This is a genomic window from Arthrobacter pascens, assembly GCF_017052465.1.
GTDB classification, from domain to species: Bacteria; Actinomycetota; Actinomycetes; order Actinomycetales; family Micrococcaceae; genus Arthrobacter; species Arthrobacter pascens.
In genome coordinates, this window is the sequence record NZ_JAFHKT010000141.1 from 40257 (window position 1) to 57343 (window position 17087).

General features: G+C 64.0%; 14 protein-coding genes. 5 read left to right on the forward strand and 9 right to left on the reverse strand.

Annotation, left to right across the window (positions count from 1 at the left end; all coding sequences use genetic code 11):
- Positions 1–73: 73 nt before the first annotated feature.
- On the reverse strand, positions 74–277 hold the full coding sequence (locus tag JYA52_RS12380) for a cold-shock protein (protein ID WP_024365339.1): 204 nt from the start codon (positions 275–277) through the stop codon (positions 74–76).
- Between the two features lie 251 nt (positions 278–528).
- On the opposite strand from JYA52_RS12380, the gene JYA52_RS12385 reads away from it, so the two are divergent.
- From JYA52_RS12385 to JYA52_RS12395, 3 genes are all read left to right on the forward strand, one after another.
- Positions 529–921: a TfoX/Sxy family protein gene (locus JYA52_RS12385; protein WP_205653490.1), complete on the forward strand. Its 393-nt coding sequence runs from the start codon at positions 529–531 to the stop codon at positions 919–921.
- A 128-nt stretch (positions 922–1049) separates the two neighbouring features.
- Positions 1050–1526 (forward strand): hypothetical protein, encoded by a 477-nt coding sequence (locus tag JYA52_RS12390; protein WP_205653491.1) that lies wholly within the window; start codon positions 1050–1052, stop codon positions 1524–1526.
- A 29-nt stretch (positions 1527–1555) separates the two neighbouring features.
- Positions 1556–3439 carry a glycoside hydrolase family 15 protein gene (locus JYA52_RS12395; RefSeq protein ID WP_205653492.1) on the forward strand — a complete coding sequence of 628 codons (1884 nt, stop codon included), beginning with the start codon at positions 1556–1558 and terminating at the stop codon, positions 3437–3439.
- Here JYA52_RS12395 and JYA52_RS12400 read toward each other — a convergent pair.
- Positions 3410–4147: a hypothetical protein gene (locus tag JYA52_RS12400; RefSeq protein ID WP_205653493.1), complete on the reverse strand. Its 738-nt coding sequence runs from the start codon at positions 4145–4147 to the stop codon at positions 3410–3412. The two genes, JYA52_RS12395 and JYA52_RS12400, sit on opposite strands and share 30 nt — an antisense overlap.
- Before the next feature lie 54 nt (positions 4148–4201).
- Positions 4202–5848 carry a serine hydrolase gene (locus JYA52_RS12405; protein WP_205653494.1) on the reverse strand — a complete coding sequence of 549 codons (1647 nt, stop codon included), beginning with the start codon at positions 5846–5848 and terminating at the stop codon, positions 4202–4204.
- Between the two features lie 161 nt (positions 5849–6009).
- Between JYA52_RS12405 and JYA52_RS12410 the strand changes: the two genes are divergently transcribed.
- Positions 6010–6588 carry an HNH endonuclease gene (locus tag JYA52_RS12410; RefSeq protein WP_205653495.1) on the forward strand — a complete coding sequence of 193 codons (579 nt, stop codon included), beginning with the start codon at positions 6010–6012 and terminating at the stop codon, positions 6586–6588.
- A gap of 4 nt (positions 6589–6592) precedes the next feature.
- On the opposite strand, the gene JYA52_RS12415 is transcribed toward JYA52_RS12410, so the two are convergent.
- From JYA52_RS12415 to JYA52_RS12440, 6 genes are all read right to left on the reverse strand, one after another.
- Complete coding sequence (locus tag JYA52_RS12415; protein ID WP_205653496.1) at positions 6593–7951, reverse strand: right-handed parallel beta-helix repeat-containing protein; 1359 nt, start codon at positions 7949–7951, stop codon at positions 6593–6595.
- A gap of 41 nt (positions 7952–7992) precedes the next feature.
- On the reverse strand, positions 7993–9576 hold the full coding sequence (locus JYA52_RS12420) for a glycoside hydrolase family 32 protein (protein WP_205653497.1): 1584 nt from the start codon (positions 9574–9576) through the stop codon (positions 7993–7995).
- Between the two features lie 39 nt (positions 9577–9615).
- Entirely contained in the window at positions 9616–10659 is a 1044-nt protein-coding gene (locus JYA52_RS12425; protein ID WP_205653498.1) for a LacI family DNA-binding transcriptional regulator, read from the reverse strand.
- Between the two features lie 69 nt (positions 10660–10728).
- On the reverse strand, positions 10729–11682 hold the full coding sequence (locus tag JYA52_RS12430) for a carbohydrate ABC transporter permease (protein ID WP_205653499.1): 954 nt from the start codon (positions 11680–11682) through the stop codon (positions 10729–10731).
- A complete protein-coding gene (locus tag JYA52_RS12435; protein WP_205653500.1) occupies positions 11682–12569 on the reverse strand; it encodes a carbohydrate ABC transporter permease in 888 nt (295 codons plus the stop codon). The genes JYA52_RS12430 and JYA52_RS12435 overlap by 1 nt, the downstream gene beginning before the upstream one ends.
- A gap of 67 nt (positions 12570–12636) precedes the next feature.
- Entirely contained in the window at positions 12637–13917 is a 1281-nt protein-coding gene (locus JYA52_RS12440; protein WP_205653501.1) for an ABC transporter substrate-binding protein, read from the reverse strand.
- Between the two features lie 651 nt (positions 13918–14568).
- Here JYA52_RS12440 and JYA52_RS12445 point away from each other — a divergent pair.
- Positions 14569–16881 (forward strand): PKD domain-containing protein, encoded by a 2313-nt coding sequence (locus tag JYA52_RS12445; protein WP_205653502.1) that lies wholly within the window; start codon positions 14569–14571, stop codon positions 16879–16881.
- The last annotated feature ends 206 nt before the right edge of the window (positions 16882–17087 follow it).

Genomic DNA, 17087 nt, shown 5'->3' on the forward strand with positions numbered 1-17087 from the left:
GGGCCCGTCAAAGACGGACCCTGCTCGAAACCTTCCGGTTCCGGACTCAGAAGAGTTAGCTGAAAGCTAAGTCTTAGAGAGCCTGGATGTTTACGGCCTGGGGACCCTTGGGGCCCTGCTCGGTTTCGAAGGAGACCTTCTGGTTCTCTTCGAGGGAGCGGAAGCCGGAGGAGGCGATCGCGGAGTAGTGTGCGAAGACGTCCTGTGAGGAGTCATCGGGGGAAATGAAGCCGAAGCCCTTTTCAGCGTTAAACCATTTGACGGTACCAGTAGCCATTATTTTTGTCCTTCGTGAAGGTGGAGGAAAAGTCCCGACTTTCGGGTCCTCCGGTGTGGGGTGTTCAAAACCGCTACTTCAGAAGAACGCGGACTTTCGACCGCGCGTACTGCCTGAACTACCAAATACAAACACAACAACGATCACTACTCTACACGGGTTTCAGGGCAGGCCTGACCAATCGCGCTGAAACGCAATATGCTTCACGCATAGCCAGCCCGTCGAGCCCCATCCGTCCCGGAAGAAAAATCATGCAGATGCCCAAGCCGTCAGAGGCGGACAAGGAACATTTCCGCTCTGTCATGCCAACGGACCCGGACGTCGTGGTCAAGCCGATGTTCGGAAACCTCGGCGCCTTCGTGAACGGCAACATGTTCGCCGGCCTCTTCGGCCCCACCATCGGCGTGCGCCTCTCAGAGGCGGACCGCACAGAACTGGAGGCGTCGGAGCGCACCGTCCCCTTCGGGCCCGCGGAGCGCCCGATGGGCGGCTACACCGGACTGCCGGAGGTCTGGAACGCCGAGGGCGACGGCGATGAGGCCCGGGAAAAAGCCTGGGTGACGAAGGCCTACCACTACGTCGCCGGGCTGCCGCCCAAGGAGCCCAAGGAGCCGAAAGCCTCCAAGCCGCGGGCGAAAAAGTAGCCAGCGACGTCGTCGTCCCTTGATTGCCGAGCACTCCAACTCTAAAATTAGAGAACCTACTTTTAGAAGGTGTGCCATGAAAGCAGCACAAACGGGATCCGCGCCGAAGCGGCAGGCAGGCGGATGACATGGACTGGCAAGGCTGGGCACTGTTCGGTCTGCTCGCCACCGCGGCCCTGACCGTGGTGATGACGGCCTCCCAGATGGCCGGCTGGACCCGGCTCGATCTGCCCCTGGTCCTCGGCACCCTTGTCACCCCGGACCCCGACAGGGCACGCGTCGCCGGCTTCTTCATTCACCTCGCCGCGGGGCAGGCATTCGCGCTCGGATACGCGGCGGCCTTCGCACTGCTGGGCAGGGCCACGTGGTGGATCGGCGCACTGCTGGGGCTCCTGCACGTTGCCGTGGCGCTGACCGTCATCCTGCCGCTGCTGCCCGGCGTCCATCCGAGAATGGCCAGCACCAGGGCCGGTCCGTCGAGCCGGGCGGTGCTGGAACCGCCGGGCCTGCTGGGTTTGAACTACGGGATCCAGACGCCGGCCGTCGCCGTTGCAGCCCACGTGGTCTACGGCTCCATGCTGGGATTGCTCCTCACGGTCCATTGACGCCCCAGCCAGAAGGAAGGTGCACACCGATGAACGCTGCGAGCGGCAACACAGCCCGTTCCTCCCCTGCCCTGGCGGAATACGGGCTGCTCCGTGATACGCGCACGGCGGCCCTGGCCTCGGCCGACGGGAGTATCGACTGGCTCTGCGCGCCCACCTTCGACGGTGAACCCGTTTTCGGTGCCCTGCTCGGTGGTCCCGACGCAGGGGCCTTCCGGGCCGGCCCGGCGCTGCCCGCCCGGCCCCTCGTCCGCCGCTACCGGCCGCACACCGCCACCCTCGAGACGGTGTGGGCCACAGACGGAGGCACGCTGTCGCTGACTGAGGCCATGGTGGCGGAGGTATCGGGCCGGCTGCTGCCCACCACCCTTCTGATCCGGCGGCTGACGGCCGACGGCGCCCCGGCGGAGGCCGTCGTCGACCTTGACCCCCGCCTCGGCGAGCACCACCTCCGCCCCCGCGTCCGGTCCGGGCAGCCCCTGGTCTGCGAATGGGGCGCCCTCGCCATGTCGCTGGGCTGCAGCGGAGGGATCAGGGTGGAGCCGGGTACGACGACGGCAATCACCGTGAGCCCCGATCGCCCGGTTGTGCTGGTGCTCGCCCTGGCGTACGCGGAGCCACTGATCTGTGTGAATCCGGAAACCGCTTGGGGCCTGGTGGAAGCGGACGAGAAACGCTGGCGGGACTGGTCGTCAGGCATCAGCCAGGACATCCCGTTCCGGGAACCGGTGCTGCGGAGTCTGCTGACGCTGAAGCTGCTCACCTACTCCCCCTCGGGCGCGCCGGTCGCGGCACCCACCACGTCCCTGCCCGAGGATCCCGGCGGCGTGCGCAACTGGGACTACAGGTACGCCTGGCCCCGGGACGCCAGCATCGGCATCGGCGCCTTCCTCGGCGCGGGCAAAGACGACGAGGCCCTGAACTTCCTGAACTGGCTGCTGCACGCCAGCCGACTGGAGCGGCCGCGGCTGCCGGCCCTGCTGACGCTGACCGGAGGGCGTGTGCCCCGCGAGCGCACGCTGCGGAACTGGCCCGGCTACCTTGGCAGCACTCCGGTGAGGGTGGGCAACGGGGCCTCGCACCAGCACCAGCTCGACGGCTACGGCTGGGTCCTCGACGCCGCATGGAACCTCGTCCGGCAGGGGCACCGGCTGAACTCCGAGGCGTGGCGGGCAATGCGCGGCTTTGCGGACCTGGTGGCACGGCGCTGGCCGGGGCCGGACGCCGGCATCTGGGAGGTCCGCGCCGATGCGGCACACCACGTGCACTCCAAGGTGATGGGCTGGCTCGCCCTGGACCGCGCCCTGCGCATCGCCCGGACCCACCGCGTCAGCGCAAGGCTGAAGCGCCGGTGGGAAACGGCGAGAAATGACATCGCTGCCGAGATCAGGGAGAAGGGGTTCGACCCGTCCAGGAACACGTACACCCGCACCTACGGCTCCGGTGACCTGGACTCGGCCCTGCTGATCCTGCCTGTGACCGGCTTCGAGGAACCGGACTCAGCGCGTCTTCGGGGAACAGTGGACGCCGTCAGGACCGAACTGTCGGCAGGCTTCCCCTTCCTCTACCGCTACCCGCCGGGACAGGACGGGCTGCCCGGGACGGAAGGGGCGTTCCTGCCCTGCTCGTTCTGGCTTGCCCAGGCATGCGCCATGACAGGACGGGCAGCGGAGGCCACGGAGTTGGTTGAGGCTCTCCTGGCCATCGCCGGTCCGTTGGGCCTGTTCAGTGAGGAAATCGATCCTGCCACCGGCGCCTTTCTCGGAAACCATCCCCAGGCACTGAGCCATTCGGCACTGGTCCAGGCGGCCCTGGCACTCCGGGATGCCGCAGCGGCGAACGCAACGTCTCCACCGCCGGCGCCCGAACGTGCTGTTGGACGGCTAGGGCTGGACCACATTCACGAGTTCTGACCGGCTGCCTGTCTGCAGGTCCTCGGTGAGGACCAGCGAGGCGACCTCGGGGCAATAATACTTGTGCTCCCGCGCATTCTTCTCAAGCGGCGTCCAGTCGTAGACCTTGACGCAGTCGGTGTAAGTGCGGGATTTCGTGGCGACGGTCTGGCCGGTGGCGACGGTGTCCCGCATGTCCTCCGCATGGCCCACGTAAAATTCCTGCCGATAGGAATCGCCAACGCGCTGCTCGGACTTCATCCAGATGCCGGCTTTAGCGCCATCTTTCCCCTGGAGAAAGCTGCCTGAGTGGTGCAGCAGCATCCCATTCCAGTAGTTATTCACGTCCTCGCCGAAGTACCACACGTCACCGTTCTTGTGTTGCGCCAGGTAATCCCTGGTCTCCTCGACCAGCTGCCCATTCTTGTATTCCTTGTCCAGATAGACGACTGTCTCAACGCCGTCTACCACCAGGGTCTCAGGCAGGATTTCAATTTCGATCCGCTCGGTGACCTTTCCTTGCTCGGTGGTCTCGTACGTCAGCTTCTTGCCGACAGGGAGGGCGAAGTATTTGTTGGTTATGTTGGTGGAGAAATCGGCAGGGTTGATCTGCGGGTTGTACTCCGCGGCCCTGCTCCTTTTAGTGGTGTCGAAGAAAAAAAGCGCCGCCCCGCCAACAACCAGCACCAGGACGATGACACCAAAGAATATTTTGGTTCGTTGATTCATGGCCTTTCCCACTCCTTCCGAGTAGAAATTCCTATGCGTGTCAGATCTGTGGTCCTACTTCGCCCGGGTGAACGTCCCAAGCCCGGTTCTGTCGTAGAAGTCCAGGGTGACGCGTGGCGAGGAGCCGCCGCCTGTGCCTGCAAACAGTGCACCGGCCAGGCCGTTGGCGTTCTCTCCGATGGATTCGAAGCTAAAGGTGTTGCCGTCAAAGTGGGTGAGCGGGAAAGTCGTTGGCCGGCCAGGCGGGCCCATTCTCATGGCCAGTTTCCCGCCCTGCTCGAGAACCACAAGCGGGCCATAGTAGGAGTTCTCATAGGTGCCCGTGTAGGCACTGTTTCTCGCCGCAGGAGAAGCGGCGGCCGGAACCTTGGTGTAGTCGACCTCAGGTTTCTCGGACTCATCAACTTGTTTGAATACGGCAGCGGTGAATGCCAGCCAGTCGACCGTGGGCGATCCGTGCTGGGCTGTGTCCAGAAAGCCGGCGGTGATCGCCTCAGGAATCCCCTGGGGGCGCCCGTTGGTCAGGGCCACAATGGCCAGTTGCTCACCCGGAAGCATGGAGACGGCAGTGGCGGCGCCAAGATTGAACGCCCCGGAGTGTCCCAGCTGGACACGGGCCTGGTCGTCGTAGGAGACGTTCCAGCCCAGCCCATAAAACCGGGAGCGGGCAGCGGGGGCCGACGCCGGCCCGGAGACTGCGTGGGGAACGTGGGTCGTCTGTAGGGCAGCCGAATCTATAACGGGCTTGCCCCCGTAACTGCCGTTGCCCAGCTGCAGCCGAAGCCACTGGGCCAGGTCCCGCACCGACGAACTCGCACCCCCGGCCGGGGCCTCGGAATCGGCGTCGCGACGGTATTTCGCGGCCCACTCCTTGTTCCCGAGCGGCACATGAATGGTTGCCCTATCGGACGCCTTCTCATAGTCCGCGTGGCGGTAACTGCTCGCGGACATGCCCAGCGGCCGGAACAGGACTTCATTGGCCAGATCCTCCCAGGACATTTTCATCGCCTCGGCTGCTGCCTGGCCGCCTTCCGTGTAGCCGAAATTGCTGTAGTTGTAGCTGGACCGGAACGCATCAAGGGGCTCCTGGTTGAGGTGGCCGAGGATGTATGCACGGTCGAAGCCAAGGTCCTCCAGCAGATCGCCCGACGCTGTTCTCAGCCCACTGCGGTGCGACATCAGATCAGCAAAGCTCGCATTCCGTGTGACGTAGTCATCCTTGAGCGCGAAGCGCTTGTTGTGTTCGATGACGGGGTCGGTCCACTTGATGACCTGCCGCCCCACCACCCCTGCCGCCACCGTGGATGCCAGGGGCTTGGACACGGAAGCCACCTGGAAGACCGTGTCAGGACCGATCCCCTCAGGCTTTCCGACCTCCCGCACGCCGAAGCCCTTGGAATACACCACCTCGTCCCGATACACCACGGCTACGGCCATACCGGGCAGCCCGGTGCGCTCCATGGCGTCCCGGATCTGTCCGTCGAGCTTGGCCAGGGCATCGGTGACTTTCTGCCGGTCCAGCAGCGGTTCGACCTGCCCCGGCGGGGCCGGAAGCAGTGATGCCGACGGCGACGGCACGGACTGCGCCGATTTGCCGGTGCAAGCGGACAGAAGGGGTATAGCGGCAACACCGGCCGCCCCAATCCCGGCCGCCTTCAGCAGCTCACGTCTGTTCGTGGAAACGGAACCGATGCTGTCCATGTGCGTCCCCTTGATCGGTCAGGCCGTGGGTGACCGGCGGCGCCAGCCTTCCGGCCTGTCTCTATAGTGGACCTCCGCGCAGCGCCAGTGAAGGTACGATCTGTTTCAGCGAGCGGGACACCGCCAGCTTCACTGTGCCGGAGTCTTATTGGGGGAGACCAATGCTTGAATTGAAGCGCATCTACTGGACGCGCCAAATACTCCGGTTGGCCTACGCCGCGGCAACAGTCTGGCTGTCCGCATCCGTCGTCCTGGCCCTGCTGCCCAACAGAGCCAGCGTCGACATCGGTCAGCGGGCCACCACGGCGAGCGCCATGCTCCGTCAAATGTTCGACGGCGTGCTAGCGGCCGTCGCGCTTCCCGGCGCTTTCATCGTCGCCCTGATCATCGTGGCCGTGGTCTTCCGCGCCCGGGACGTCCGGCGCCGTGACCCGGTCCGGCGCTTCAGCCGGCAGCAGCGCCGCGAAGGCATGGCACGGGCCGGCGGCGAGTGCGAGATGGAGGCGGGCTTCCGCCGTCGTTGTTCCCGGCCCGCTGAGCACGGCGACCATTTCTATCCGTGGTCCAAGGGCGGGTCCACCACCCTGCTGAACTTTGTCGCGGCGTGCAGCCGGTGCAACCGGGCGAAAGGCGCGCGGATCCCCTCCCCCGGCCAGCAGGAAAGGCTGGAACGGCGACGGCGGACGTACGTCACGCTCGATGCTCCAGTCAGCGTGGGCGAACGGCAGCCGCTCCCCTAGGCGTTCACTTCTCCGTCGTTGGCGGGAAACCGACCGTGGGTGTGGCCCTAAAGGCGTTGACAGCCCTATCTGCGATAACTTGGTCGTCACTTCCGGAATCAAGGATCGTATTCCGAGCTGATTCGGGATCGACTAGGACGGCCGTCACGGCGAGGCCGTCCGAAGTCTCAGTCGTCAACAGGGCGTCCACCTGGGCCTCGAAGCAGGAGTCACTTGACGTGGCGTGAACGTCCATCGCTACGACGTGATTGTTGGAGACGAAGTTGCCCACCCCCGCCATCAGCCGGATGATGACGGGCGTCGCACCTGTCGGCCGGATGCTCTGTGAGTCGATGATCTCGGAGAAGTGGTTGCCGATGACAGAGTTGTTGCTGCCGCTGACACAGAGAAGTCCGTTGAGGTCGTCCAGTCCGTTGTCCACTCCCAGGAAGGGCGTCCAGGGCTCATGGTCACGCAGGAAGTGATTCGTGGCCACGAGGTTTTCCGAGCTATCGGCTGCGAGAATCAGCATCCCAGGGTAGAACGAATGCAAACGGTTGTTGGTGACGCTTGAACGCGTGACGCCTTTGAGATGGACGCTGCTCGCACCCCGGGGGAACACGTTGTTCGCGGTGATCAGGAGGCCGCCGTGGTTCTCGGCGTAGATCGAGTAACCCTTCGGGCCTGCTCCCACCAGGTTGTCGGTGATCTTTGATGCCTGTCCCCACCCGCGCAGCTCGATACAGCTTCCGCATTCAGCGATGAAGTTGTCGTGAATGGAAAGCGCGTCCGCGTTGTAGATGGTGATCGCGTTCTCAAGGTAGACGAAGCCCATGCCGTTCACCCGGAATGAGTCATTGGCGTTCGCGACATAGATACCGGTCTTGCCGTTGACGTAAGTGTTCTCCGGAGGCATCCCCGAGCCATCCGAGGTGAAGTGCAACCCGTCGATGCAGAAGTTGGAGAACTCGACCGAGCTGATCCGCGGGCTCCCGCTTCGCTCAACGTAGAAGGCGGCGCCCTTGGATTCCTCTCCGTCTCCGTCGAGGGGAAGGTCGACGATTATGCGGCTCCCCCCGGGCCACAGCTCATGCAAGTCGGGCCATTCGTCCTCGGGAACGTTGAACCGGATGCTCGACGACGTAAAGCCGTGCCCCGACCCCTCGATTCGAAGGAAGCTGACGTCGATCACCACCTGCGTACGAAGGTGGTAGTCCCCGGGCGGAATGTAGATCACCGCGCCTGGCTTTCCCCCGTTGTTCACATCGGTTTGGGTCTGCCGGTCCTTGATGTCGGCGATGATGCTGTTGATGACTTCACCGACGTCCTTGGACGGGTTGCCGACGGGCCACGTGGTCACGTCGTAGTAGTTGTTGCTTGACATAGGTTCTTCCCTTTGTGTTCCGGTTTCGCAGCCCTTGGCGGTTAGGTGAGTGTTGAGACCGCGAGCTTCAGTATTGTCGCTGAGCCTCCCTCAGCCGATAGCCAGTTCTCCGGGTTTTCGGTTTCGGGGAAGATGAGATCAGTCAGGACGACCTTGCCACCCTGGGCGAAAACTTCGACCGAGCAGTGGTCCACGACGATGAGTAATTTGAGCACACCGTTTTCAAGGTCAACTGGTGCTGACTCGACCGAAGCGAATTTCCCGTGGAAGCCGGTGTTTCCTGATTGTCTGCGGTCAAGGATGAGTTGGGCGCTGGTTGTGTTGTAGCTAAGAATGGTGCCCTTGCTCCCGTCACTGCTTCTGAAGAGTCGGAAATCAACACGTTCGGTGCTTCCGGGCAGTATCTCCGCCTCGATGATTTGGGCGCTACCGGGTACGGCATCCGGCAATTGGTGGGCTGAATTTCGCAGCTCAAAGGTGTCTGCGTTCATTTGGTCCTGGGCCGTGGGCAGCTGTCCTCCTGCGCAAAGGTCGGCCAGGACCGGTTGCTGGATCAGGCGGGCGGAGCCGTTGATTGCTGTGAGGTGCACTTCGCGGGCGAGCGTCATCGAGGACCGCCAGGGGGCGGTGGGCAGCTCGTTGGCGTAGTCCCAGTTGTTCATCCAGCCGATGATGATGCGCCGCCCATCCGGGACATTGCTGAAGGATACAGAGGCGTAGCAGTCCCGTCCCCAGTCCAGCCACAGGCATTGCTGCAAGGCTGCAGCGGCCGCGACGGAGTCACCCAGGGCGCTGACCCCCGCCGACGCTGCAACTGAACCTTCGTCCGGGATGAACCGGACGCCGTCGAACTGCCCCACGAAGTACTGTCCTCCGGAACCTCCCGCCACCGCGCCGGGGTTGACGTTGACGATCAGGACCCATTTGACGTTGTCCGGGTCCCCGTCCACCGCCAGGGGAAAGAGGTCGGGGCACTCCCATTCGCCGGCGTCGGCGTTGGCCGGCCCGAAGTCGCTCAGGAAGTCCCAGGTCTTGAGGTCGTCCGAACGGTAGAAGACCACCTTTTGGTGCTGCGCCTCGACGGCGACCATGACCCAGCAGGCACCCTGGTCCCCGTGAAATCGGAAGACCTTGGGATCGCGGAAGTTCGCGGAATCTCTGGTGAGGACGGGGTTTCCTTCGTATTTTCGCCACGTCATTCCGGCGTCTGAGCTGTAGGCCAGAGACTGCGCCTGCGTGCCGCTGTGTTCGGACGCGGCCTTATAGGCACTGGTGTAAATGGCCACGAGGGCAGGTGCGTCCGCCGTGCCGAAACCGGACGTGTTGCCGTGGTCGACTACGACACTCCCCGAGAAGATGTCCTCTGTCTCGTCGCAGGCAATGGCAACAGGGTGTTCCGTCCAGTGCAGCAAATCACGGGAGGTGGCGTGGCCCCAGGACATGTTGCCCCAGACGCTGCCGTACGGGTTGTTCTGGAAGAACAAATGGTAGAGGCCGTCGTAGAAAACCAGGCCATTGGGATCGTTCAGCCAGGTATCCCTTGCCGTGAAGTGGATGGCAGGCCGGAACCTGGAGGTTCCGGCCTGGGCTGTTTCCGGGCGTACGGTATCAAGGCGACTGGACATGTCTGGCGGTCCTCTTGGGAAGTGGAAGGGGCTGGCTGGCTATTGCCGGGGAGCCGCGACGGAATCGCGGCGCACCAGCGGACAGCTCAGAATGGTCGGGTGCAGCGCCATGAGGGCAAGGTCGGTCTTCCCCTCGACGGCGTCAATCAGGTGCTCGGTGGCCCAAGCACCCATCTCGTAGTGAGGCAGGGCCACGGTGGTGAGCCCCGGATAAAGGTTGGCGGCGATCAGTTCCTGGTCATCGAAGCCCACGATTGAAAGGTCAGCGGGGATGCTGAGTCCCAGCTCCGCAGCGGCGCGGTAGGCTCCCATCGCCATCCGGTCGTTGTAGCAGAACAAACCGGTGGGCGGGTCCTCGCCCGCCAGGATCCGCCGGGCCGCTTCATAGCCGCCTTGCACCTCGGAGATCTCGGACTCGACAGGTGCCGCGTCGCCGTCGAGCCCTGCTTCGGTCAGCGTGGCCCGGAAGGCCTGGAGCCGCTGACGGGTTGCGGGGACATCATCGGTGTTGTTGATGAAGCCCACCCGGGTGTGGCCCGCTTCGAGGAGCGCGCCCACGGCGGCGCGTGCACCGCCTTCTTCGTCCGGGATCACGGCGGTGATGTTTCCGCCGGTGGCCACCGAGTCGACCAGGACGGAGGGGACGCTGCCAAGGTTGGCCGGCAGCTCCACGTTGCGGTGGTACATGGTGGCGTAGAGGATTCCGTCCACCCGGCGTTCCAGGAGGGTCTCGACGTCGGCCTGCCGGGACTCCGGGCTTGCCGAGCCCGAGGTGTTGATGATCATGAGGTTGTAGCCCCGGGCGCGCGCGGCCTCGTCCGCACCGAGAATGATCCGCCCCGCGTGGGGCGTTGTTGCTATTTCCTCGCTGACCAGTCCCAGCATGCCGGTCCTCTGGGTGCGAAGGGCCTGGGCAAGGCGGTTGGGGCCATAGCCCAGTTGCTCCGAAATGGCCCGTACCTTGTCCCTCGTTTCGGGGCTGATGCGGGCGTAGGAAACATCGTTGAGGACGTGGGAGACAGTTGTCACGGAGACGCCGGCGGCGACGGCCACGTCCTTAATACCGATGTTCTTGTTGCTCATCTGTCTCCCACGTCCTTATGGTCGGTGATGCTCTTGGGCATCACCAGTAGGCTACTCGTTGTTGGTGGTCTAGCCCTTGACGGCGCCGAGCGTCATGCCTGCGACGATCTTGCGCTGCAAGAGAAGGGTCAGAAGGATGACCGGGATGGAGTAGACGGCGGCCAGCGCCGTCATGGATCCCCAGTCCAGGCCGAACTGGGTCTGGAAGTTCGCGATCACCACGGGCGTTGTCTGGGAGCGGATCGCTGTCATCAGGAGTGCGAAGAGGAACTCGTTCCAGGAGGCCAGGAAGGCGAAGATCGCGGTGACGGCGATGCCGCCGGAGACCACCGGGATCACCACGCGCCACAGGGCTCCGAGTCTGCTGCAGCCATCCACTGTGGCAGCTTCCTCCAGGTCTTTCGGCACCGCCTCGAAGAAGCTGGACATCAGCCAGATCGAGAGCGGCAGCGAGATGGTGGTGTGGGCGATGGACAGGGCGATGGGAGTATCTGAAAGGCCAACGGCTGCCATCATCGAAGCCAGCGGAATACCGATCGCCACCGGCGGCACCATGCGGGTAACCAGGGCGGCCATGATGAAGATCCTGCCGCTGAGGGTTTGGTACCGGGTGATGCCGTAGGCCGCCGGTACCGCCAGCACGAGCGAAAGCACGGTGCTGATGATGGCCGTCTGGATGCTGTTGATGAAGGAGGCAAGGACTCCGCTGCGGCCCAGTGCATTGGTGTAGTTCTCCAGCGTCCATTCCCGCGGGAGGATGGTCGGCGGCACCGCGATGGTGTCGATCGGGGTTTTGAAGGATGTGAAGAGCAGGTACAGGAACGGGAATCCGTACAGCACCATGGCTGCCGCGAGGAGGACCCACAGCAGGGTTCTGGTGCTCCGCCGGCCCGCTTCCAGGCCTTCACGGTTGACGCCCCGGCGCTGGCGGCCGCTGCTCCCCGTGGTGGTTGGCACGGAAGTGCCGGCAACGACCGGTGGTGGCGTCCCGCCGTCGTGCGTTGTTCGTTCAGCGACGCGCATCAGTTGTCCTTTCCTGGCCGCCAGATGGTGGACACCGCGACGAACGCGACGGCGAGCATGGCCAGCAGGTAGACGGTTCCCATGGCGCTGGCCAGTCCGGGGTCACCGAAGCGGATCATGGTCCGGTAGATCAGCAGGCTCATGGTTTCGGAGGCGGATTGTGGGCCGCCGTTGGTTTGGATGAGGATGGTGTCGAACGCGCGGGCCGCATCGATGCCGCGGACCACCAGTGCCACCGCGATGACCGGCCGCAGGAGGGGCAGGATGATGCGGAACAGCATCGCCGGTGCGCGGGCGCCGTCCAGGCGTGCTGCTTCGATCAGGTCCCCGGGGATGTTCTGCAGCCCGGCGAAAAGCACCAGGCACATGAACGATGTGGTCAGCCAGATGTCAGGAATGGCCACGGAAAAGAGAACAATATCCGGGTCGGAGAGCCACCCGATCTGGTTGGGGTTGGACAGGATGCCGGCCTGGTGCAGGAGGGTCCCGATGAGGCCGAAGTTGTCGATCATCAGGAACTTCCAGAGGAGGCCTGCCACGATCGGCGCGATCATGAGTGGGTACATGAACACTGTCCGCCAGATTTGGGAGCTTCTCCCGAGGGTGGTGAACAGCAGCGCCATGCCAAGGCCGAGGGCGAATTCGAGGGTGACCACCACCAAGGTGTAGGCCAGGGTCCGCCATCCGGCACCCATGAAGGCTTCGGAGGCGAAGGCCCGGAAGTAGTTATCCAGACCCACGAAGTCGCGGGGGCCGCCGGCGATCGGCGAGATCTTGAAGAAGCTGTCCGCCACGAGGCGGAACAGCGGGAAGGCGACAAAAACTGCCAGGAACAGCGCCGCCGGAGTCATGAGGTACAGGGCAAAGCGGCGATCGGAGATACGCACGGTTTTCTCTTCCGCTGGTTGGGGACCGTGGCCGGCACTGGTGAGTCAGGTGCCGGCCACGGGGGTCTTACTTGAGGAGGTCCTCGATCTGCTTTTTAGCGTCGGCGAGGAGGGTGGCGGAGTCCCCGCCGGCCACGGCCTTCTGCAGCATGGGAACCAGTACCGTGTCCACGATCTGCTGCCACTTCTCGGTAGCCGGCCGGGTGGCCGTGGCTTTCCCGTTGAGGGTTTCGATCAGCGGCCCGAAGCTTTCGTAGCCTTCCTTGTCCTGGTACTTCTCAAAAGCTGAGATGCGCGAGGCCAGACCGAGGCTGGATTCAATGCCCATGCTGTTGTTGTCATAGGCACACTTGATGAACTTCTTGGCTGCATCAGCGTTCTTGGTTGCCTTCGGGACTGAGAGGTACCAGGGTCCCGGGACGCCGCCGATGCCGGCGGATCCGGCGATCATGGGAGCTGCTCCCACTTTGCCGGCGACCGGTGAGTCCGCGGGGATCTGCCGGTAAGCGTGGGCCCAGAAGCGGGTCATTGCGGTCTTGCCCTGGTTGAACAGGTTTTGGGCGGCAGCCCAGTCGACCTGCGCGGCACCGGACGGCGCGGACTTGGTGAGGCTGACGTAGAAGTCCAGGGCCTCCTTGTGCGCGGCGTTGTCGATGACCACCTTGTTGTTTTCGTCCAGGACCATGGGCGAGCCGGCCTGCAGGACGTGGGCCAGCCATTCGGTTTCTACACCGCCCTTGACGTCGGTGCCGTACATGCCGTCCCTGGTGAAGAATTCGGAGATGTCCTGGTACTGCTTCCAGGTGGTGGGTGCGGCGAGTTCGTACCCGTACTTGGCCTTGAAGTCGGCCTTGTTTTTGGCGTCCTCGAAGAGGTCTTTGCGGTAGAGGATGATTTCGGCGTTTGTCCAGGCGGGCAGGCCGATGAAGTGCCCGTCCACGTTCGCTTCCTTCACGAGGGCGGGGAAGATGTCCTTCTTGGCCTCGTCGGTGAAGATTTCATCGATGGGCTGGACGGCGTCCTTGAAGCTGGGCAGCCAGACGGAGTCCAGGGCTGCCACGTCAAAGGAAACGTTGCCGGAGGAGAACTCGCTGGAGAGCCGGTTGAACATGCCGTCGTAGGGCAGTTCGACAAAGTTCACGTCGATTCCGGCGTCCTTTTTGCACTGCTCGGCGACGCCCGTCAGCTCGGCGTGGCCTCCCGCTTCGACCAGGACGTTGACGGTGCTGGTGCCGGCGCTACCCGAGTTGGTCGGGCCCCCTGCGCCGCACCCGGCGGCCGCCAGGGCGACGGCGGTGCAGATGCCGCCGATGGTGGCGAACCTGTTGATGGTCTTTCGAGTGGACATCGCTGTCGACTCACTTTCTCTCGAACGGAAATGGCGAGACTGAATCTGGAGTGAAAAACCGTTTTGCTAAAACGACTTGGCACTCAGACTAAGACCACTTCCGAAGAAGTGTCAAGCGTCACTTTTTGGGCCGACATTCCACCTCTTGACGACCGGGGGCAGTAAGCCCTACCGTGAATCCAGAAAGGCGACAAATCGTTTTGGCAATTTTGGCAGATTCTGACGAATCCAGGCACGCTACAACGCCGCGTGACTTGTGCCGGCGACGGCTACCTGCAGGCAGCGAGCGGTGTGGTGCGTATCAACGCTGCAGCAGGTTTTCCGCCGACTCAGCCCTGAGCGGTTTCCACTCCGAAGGCACGGACTTATCTGGCTAATTGGTGACGATGCCCAACGAGACCGCGCTGCTCCCGCTGCGTGCATCCCCCGCAAGGGCCGCCGCGGTTCCAAGGTCCCCACAGGGTTTCTCAAGGTTCCCCGGTCAGTCTGGCTGGGCCTGAGGCTGAAACTCAGGGCCCTTGTCTTTCGTCCGCCAATCAATGGCGATTGAGAAAACTTGATAAGAGTCCCTTCTTTCATTGGTAGATCTGGGCCTACCGGCGGCCCTTCACCTCAACCACGCCAGCACCGTGCACGAACGGCAGGAGCATCATGACAGACAAGCTCAACGTCCCGGTCCGTCTAGACCTCAAGCGGGCCCGCGCCCAGGTGCCGCCGCTGGGCCGCTCAAGGACGAAACTTCGGGGTATGGGAGCGTCTGCCATGAGAATCGGAAGATTCCTGACGGTGGCTTTGGCCAGCGCGGCCCTGGTTCTCGGCGGATCGTTGGTCATCGGCCCCGGGACAGACGGTTCCAGCGCCTTGTCCACCGCGGCGGCCGCACCTATCCCCGCAGTGCCGGGCCAGCTGCGCGTCACGGCGGCGGGTGACTACTCGGCCACTGCCGAGGCAGATGGGGTCCTGACCCGGGTTGGTGCCATCAAGCCTGACCTGCATCTGGCTCTCGGTGATCTCTCCTACGGTGCCACAGGGGCGGAGCAGGCATGGTGCGATTTCGTGACCTCGCGCACGGGCCCTGGATTTCCATTCCAACTGGTCTCCGGAAACCATGAAAGCAACGGGCTCAACGGCAACATCAACGACTTCGCAGCCTGCCTGCCCAACCAGTTGCCCGGCGTGATCGGGACGTACGGCAGGCAGTATTACGTTGACGTGCCGGAGGAGAACCCGCTGGTTCGCTTCGTTTTCATCTCCCCCGGGATGCCGTTCTCCGACGGTGTTTGGGACTACTCCGCGGGAAGTGCCCGGTACAACTGGACGGCAGCCGCAATCGACGGCGCCCGTGCAGCATCTGTCCCATGGGTGGTGGTGGGCATGCACGCACCGTGCATCTCCGTGGGCATCTACGACTGCGTCGCCGGGCCCGCCCTTACCAACCTGCTCCTCAGTAAGAAGGTGGACCTGGTCCTGAACGGCCATGAGCACCACTACCAGCGGAGCAAGCAACTCGCCACGGCCGCCGGATGCACGGGGTTGCAGCCCAACGCCTATAACCCGTCTTGCGTGCGGGACCCGGACAATGCCCTAGACAAAGGTGCTGGCTCAGTCTTCGCCACTGTGGGCACCGGCGGAAGGCCGCTGCGCAACGTCAATGCCGTCGACGCGGAAGCGCCCTACTTCGCGGCATACTCCGGATTGAATTCCAACCCGAGCCACGGCCTGTTGGACCTCCAGTTCACTTCGACGTCAATGAATGCCGCGTTCGTGGCCACCAACGGAACCTACACGGATGCCTTCAGCATCGCGCCGGCAGGGAGCAACCCGCCGACGACCTCCTTCACCGCGAGCCCCACGTCCGGCACGGTTCCACTGACGGTGAACTTCACCGATACCTCTACCGGTTCACCCACTTCGTGGGCCTGGGATTTCGGTGACGGTGGTACGGCCACGACACAGAACCCGTCACACACCTACTCCACGGCCGGGACGTACACGGCAAGGCTGACCGCCACCAACGCCGCCGGGTCAACATCGAGCACCAGAACCATCACGGTCAACCCACCAGGCGGTCCGGCGGCCCCGGTCGCTTCCTTCACTGCTGCGCCCACGTCCGGCACAGTTCCCCTGACGGTGAACTTCACAGATACCTCCACGGGTTCGCCGACCTCATGGGCGTGGGATTTCGGCAACGGTGCTACGTCAACCACACAGAACCCTTCACACACGTACGCGACGGCCGGGACCTACACCGCGAGACTGACCGCCACGAACAGCGGAGGCTCAACGTCCGCCACCGCGACAATCACCGTCAATCCCGCCCCGCCGGCGTCGGGGATTACTGCCCGGAGTTCATCGACAGCGAATACATCCACGGCCACCACTACAGTGGCACTGGCCGCACCGGCTGGCCGGACTGCCGGCGATGTCTTGGTGGCGTCCTTCACCGCGGACCAGAATCCCACCGTGGCTGTCCCGGCGGGCTGGACGGCGATCGTCAACGGTCTGAGCATCGCCAGCTCGTCCACGGCGGGCGCACGGGTTTTCGCCTACTACCGCGTCGTCGGTTCGTCTGACCCCGCCACCTACACCTGGGCCCTGAGCAGGGCCGTCAAGTGGGGCGGCGGCATCACCGCCTACACCGGGGTCAACACCACCACACCGCTGGACAGTGCCGTGGCCACCGCCGTCAACACAAGCTACACGGCCACGAGCATCGCCGTCGGCAGTGTGACCACGGCGAGCAACGGCGCCATGCTGATCGGTGGTCTTGGATTCGACAGCTCCAACCCGGCAGCGACCCCGCCGACCGGATGGACGGAACGGTGGGAAGCCACCGGCGGCCAGATCGCCGAACAGGCCGACAGGACCCAGGCAACCGCCGGCGCCACCGGTACCGCCACCTGGACCTTCAGCTCCGCCAAAGCTGTCGGAGCATGGCGGACCGCGCTGAAGCCGGCCGGCTAACCCTGGGTTAGGAAAGTCCAGCCCGGGCCGGGTTTCCAGGTCCTGCCCCGGGGAGGCCGGCGGCTGCCGGGTAGGGTTTCCAGTCCTGCCCGGCACGGCGGCCGCTTTGGGGGATAGGCCGTCCGGGCCATCGGCCTGTCCGGAGCACCGTTGGAAGTCCACCTCGACGGTGGGCGTGTCCATCCAGTCGTACCCGTTTCCTCCGC

Coding starts and splice junctions, on each gene's coding strand:
- JYA52_RS12380 (WP_024365339.1), bottom strand. CDS start 277: ATGGCTACTGGTACCGTCAAATGGTTTAACGCTGAAAAGGGCTTCGGC.
- JYA52_RS12385 (WP_205653490.1), top strand. CDS start 529: ATGCAGATGCCCAAGCCGTCAGAGGCGGACAAGGAACATTTCCGCTCT.
- JYA52_RS12390 (WP_205653491.1), top strand. CDS start 1,050: ATGGACTGGCAAGGCTGGGCACTGTTCGGTCTGCTCGCCACCGCGGCC.
- JYA52_RS12395 (WP_205653492.1), top strand. CDS start 1,556: ATGAACGCTGCGAGCGGCAACACAGCCCGTTCCTCCCCTGCCCTGGCG.
- JYA52_RS12400 (WP_205653493.1), bottom strand. CDS start 4,147: ATGAATCAACGAACCAAAATATTCTTTGGTGTCATCGTCCTGGTGCTG.
- JYA52_RS12405 (WP_205653494.1), bottom strand. CDS start 5,848: ATGGACAGCATCGGTTCCGTTTCCACGAACAGACGTGAGCTGCTGAAG.
- JYA52_RS12410 (WP_205653495.1), top strand. CDS start 6,010: ATGCTTGAATTGAAGCGCATCTACTGGACGCGCCAAATACTCCGGTTG.
- JYA52_RS12415 (WP_205653496.1), bottom strand. CDS start 7,951: ATGTCAAGCAACAACTACTACGACGTGACCACGTGGCCCGTCGGCAAC.
- JYA52_RS12420 (WP_205653497.1), bottom strand. CDS start 9,576: ATGTCCAGTCGCCTTGATACCGTACGCCCGGAAACAGCCCAGGCCGGA.
- JYA52_RS12425 (WP_205653498.1), bottom strand. CDS start 10,659: ATGAGCAACAAGAACATCGGTATTAAGGACGTGGCCGTCGCCGCCGGC.
- JYA52_RS12430 (WP_205653499.1), bottom strand. CDS start 11,682: ATGCGCGTCGCTGAACGAACAACGCACGACGGCGGGACGCCACCACCG.
- JYA52_RS12440 (WP_205653501.1), bottom strand. CDS start 13,917: ATGTCCACTCGAAAGACCATCAACAGGTTCGCCACCATCGGCGGCATC.
- JYA52_RS12445 (WP_205653502.1), top strand. CDS start 14,569: ATGACAGACAAGCTCAACGTCCCGGTCCGTCTAGACCTCAAGCGGGCC.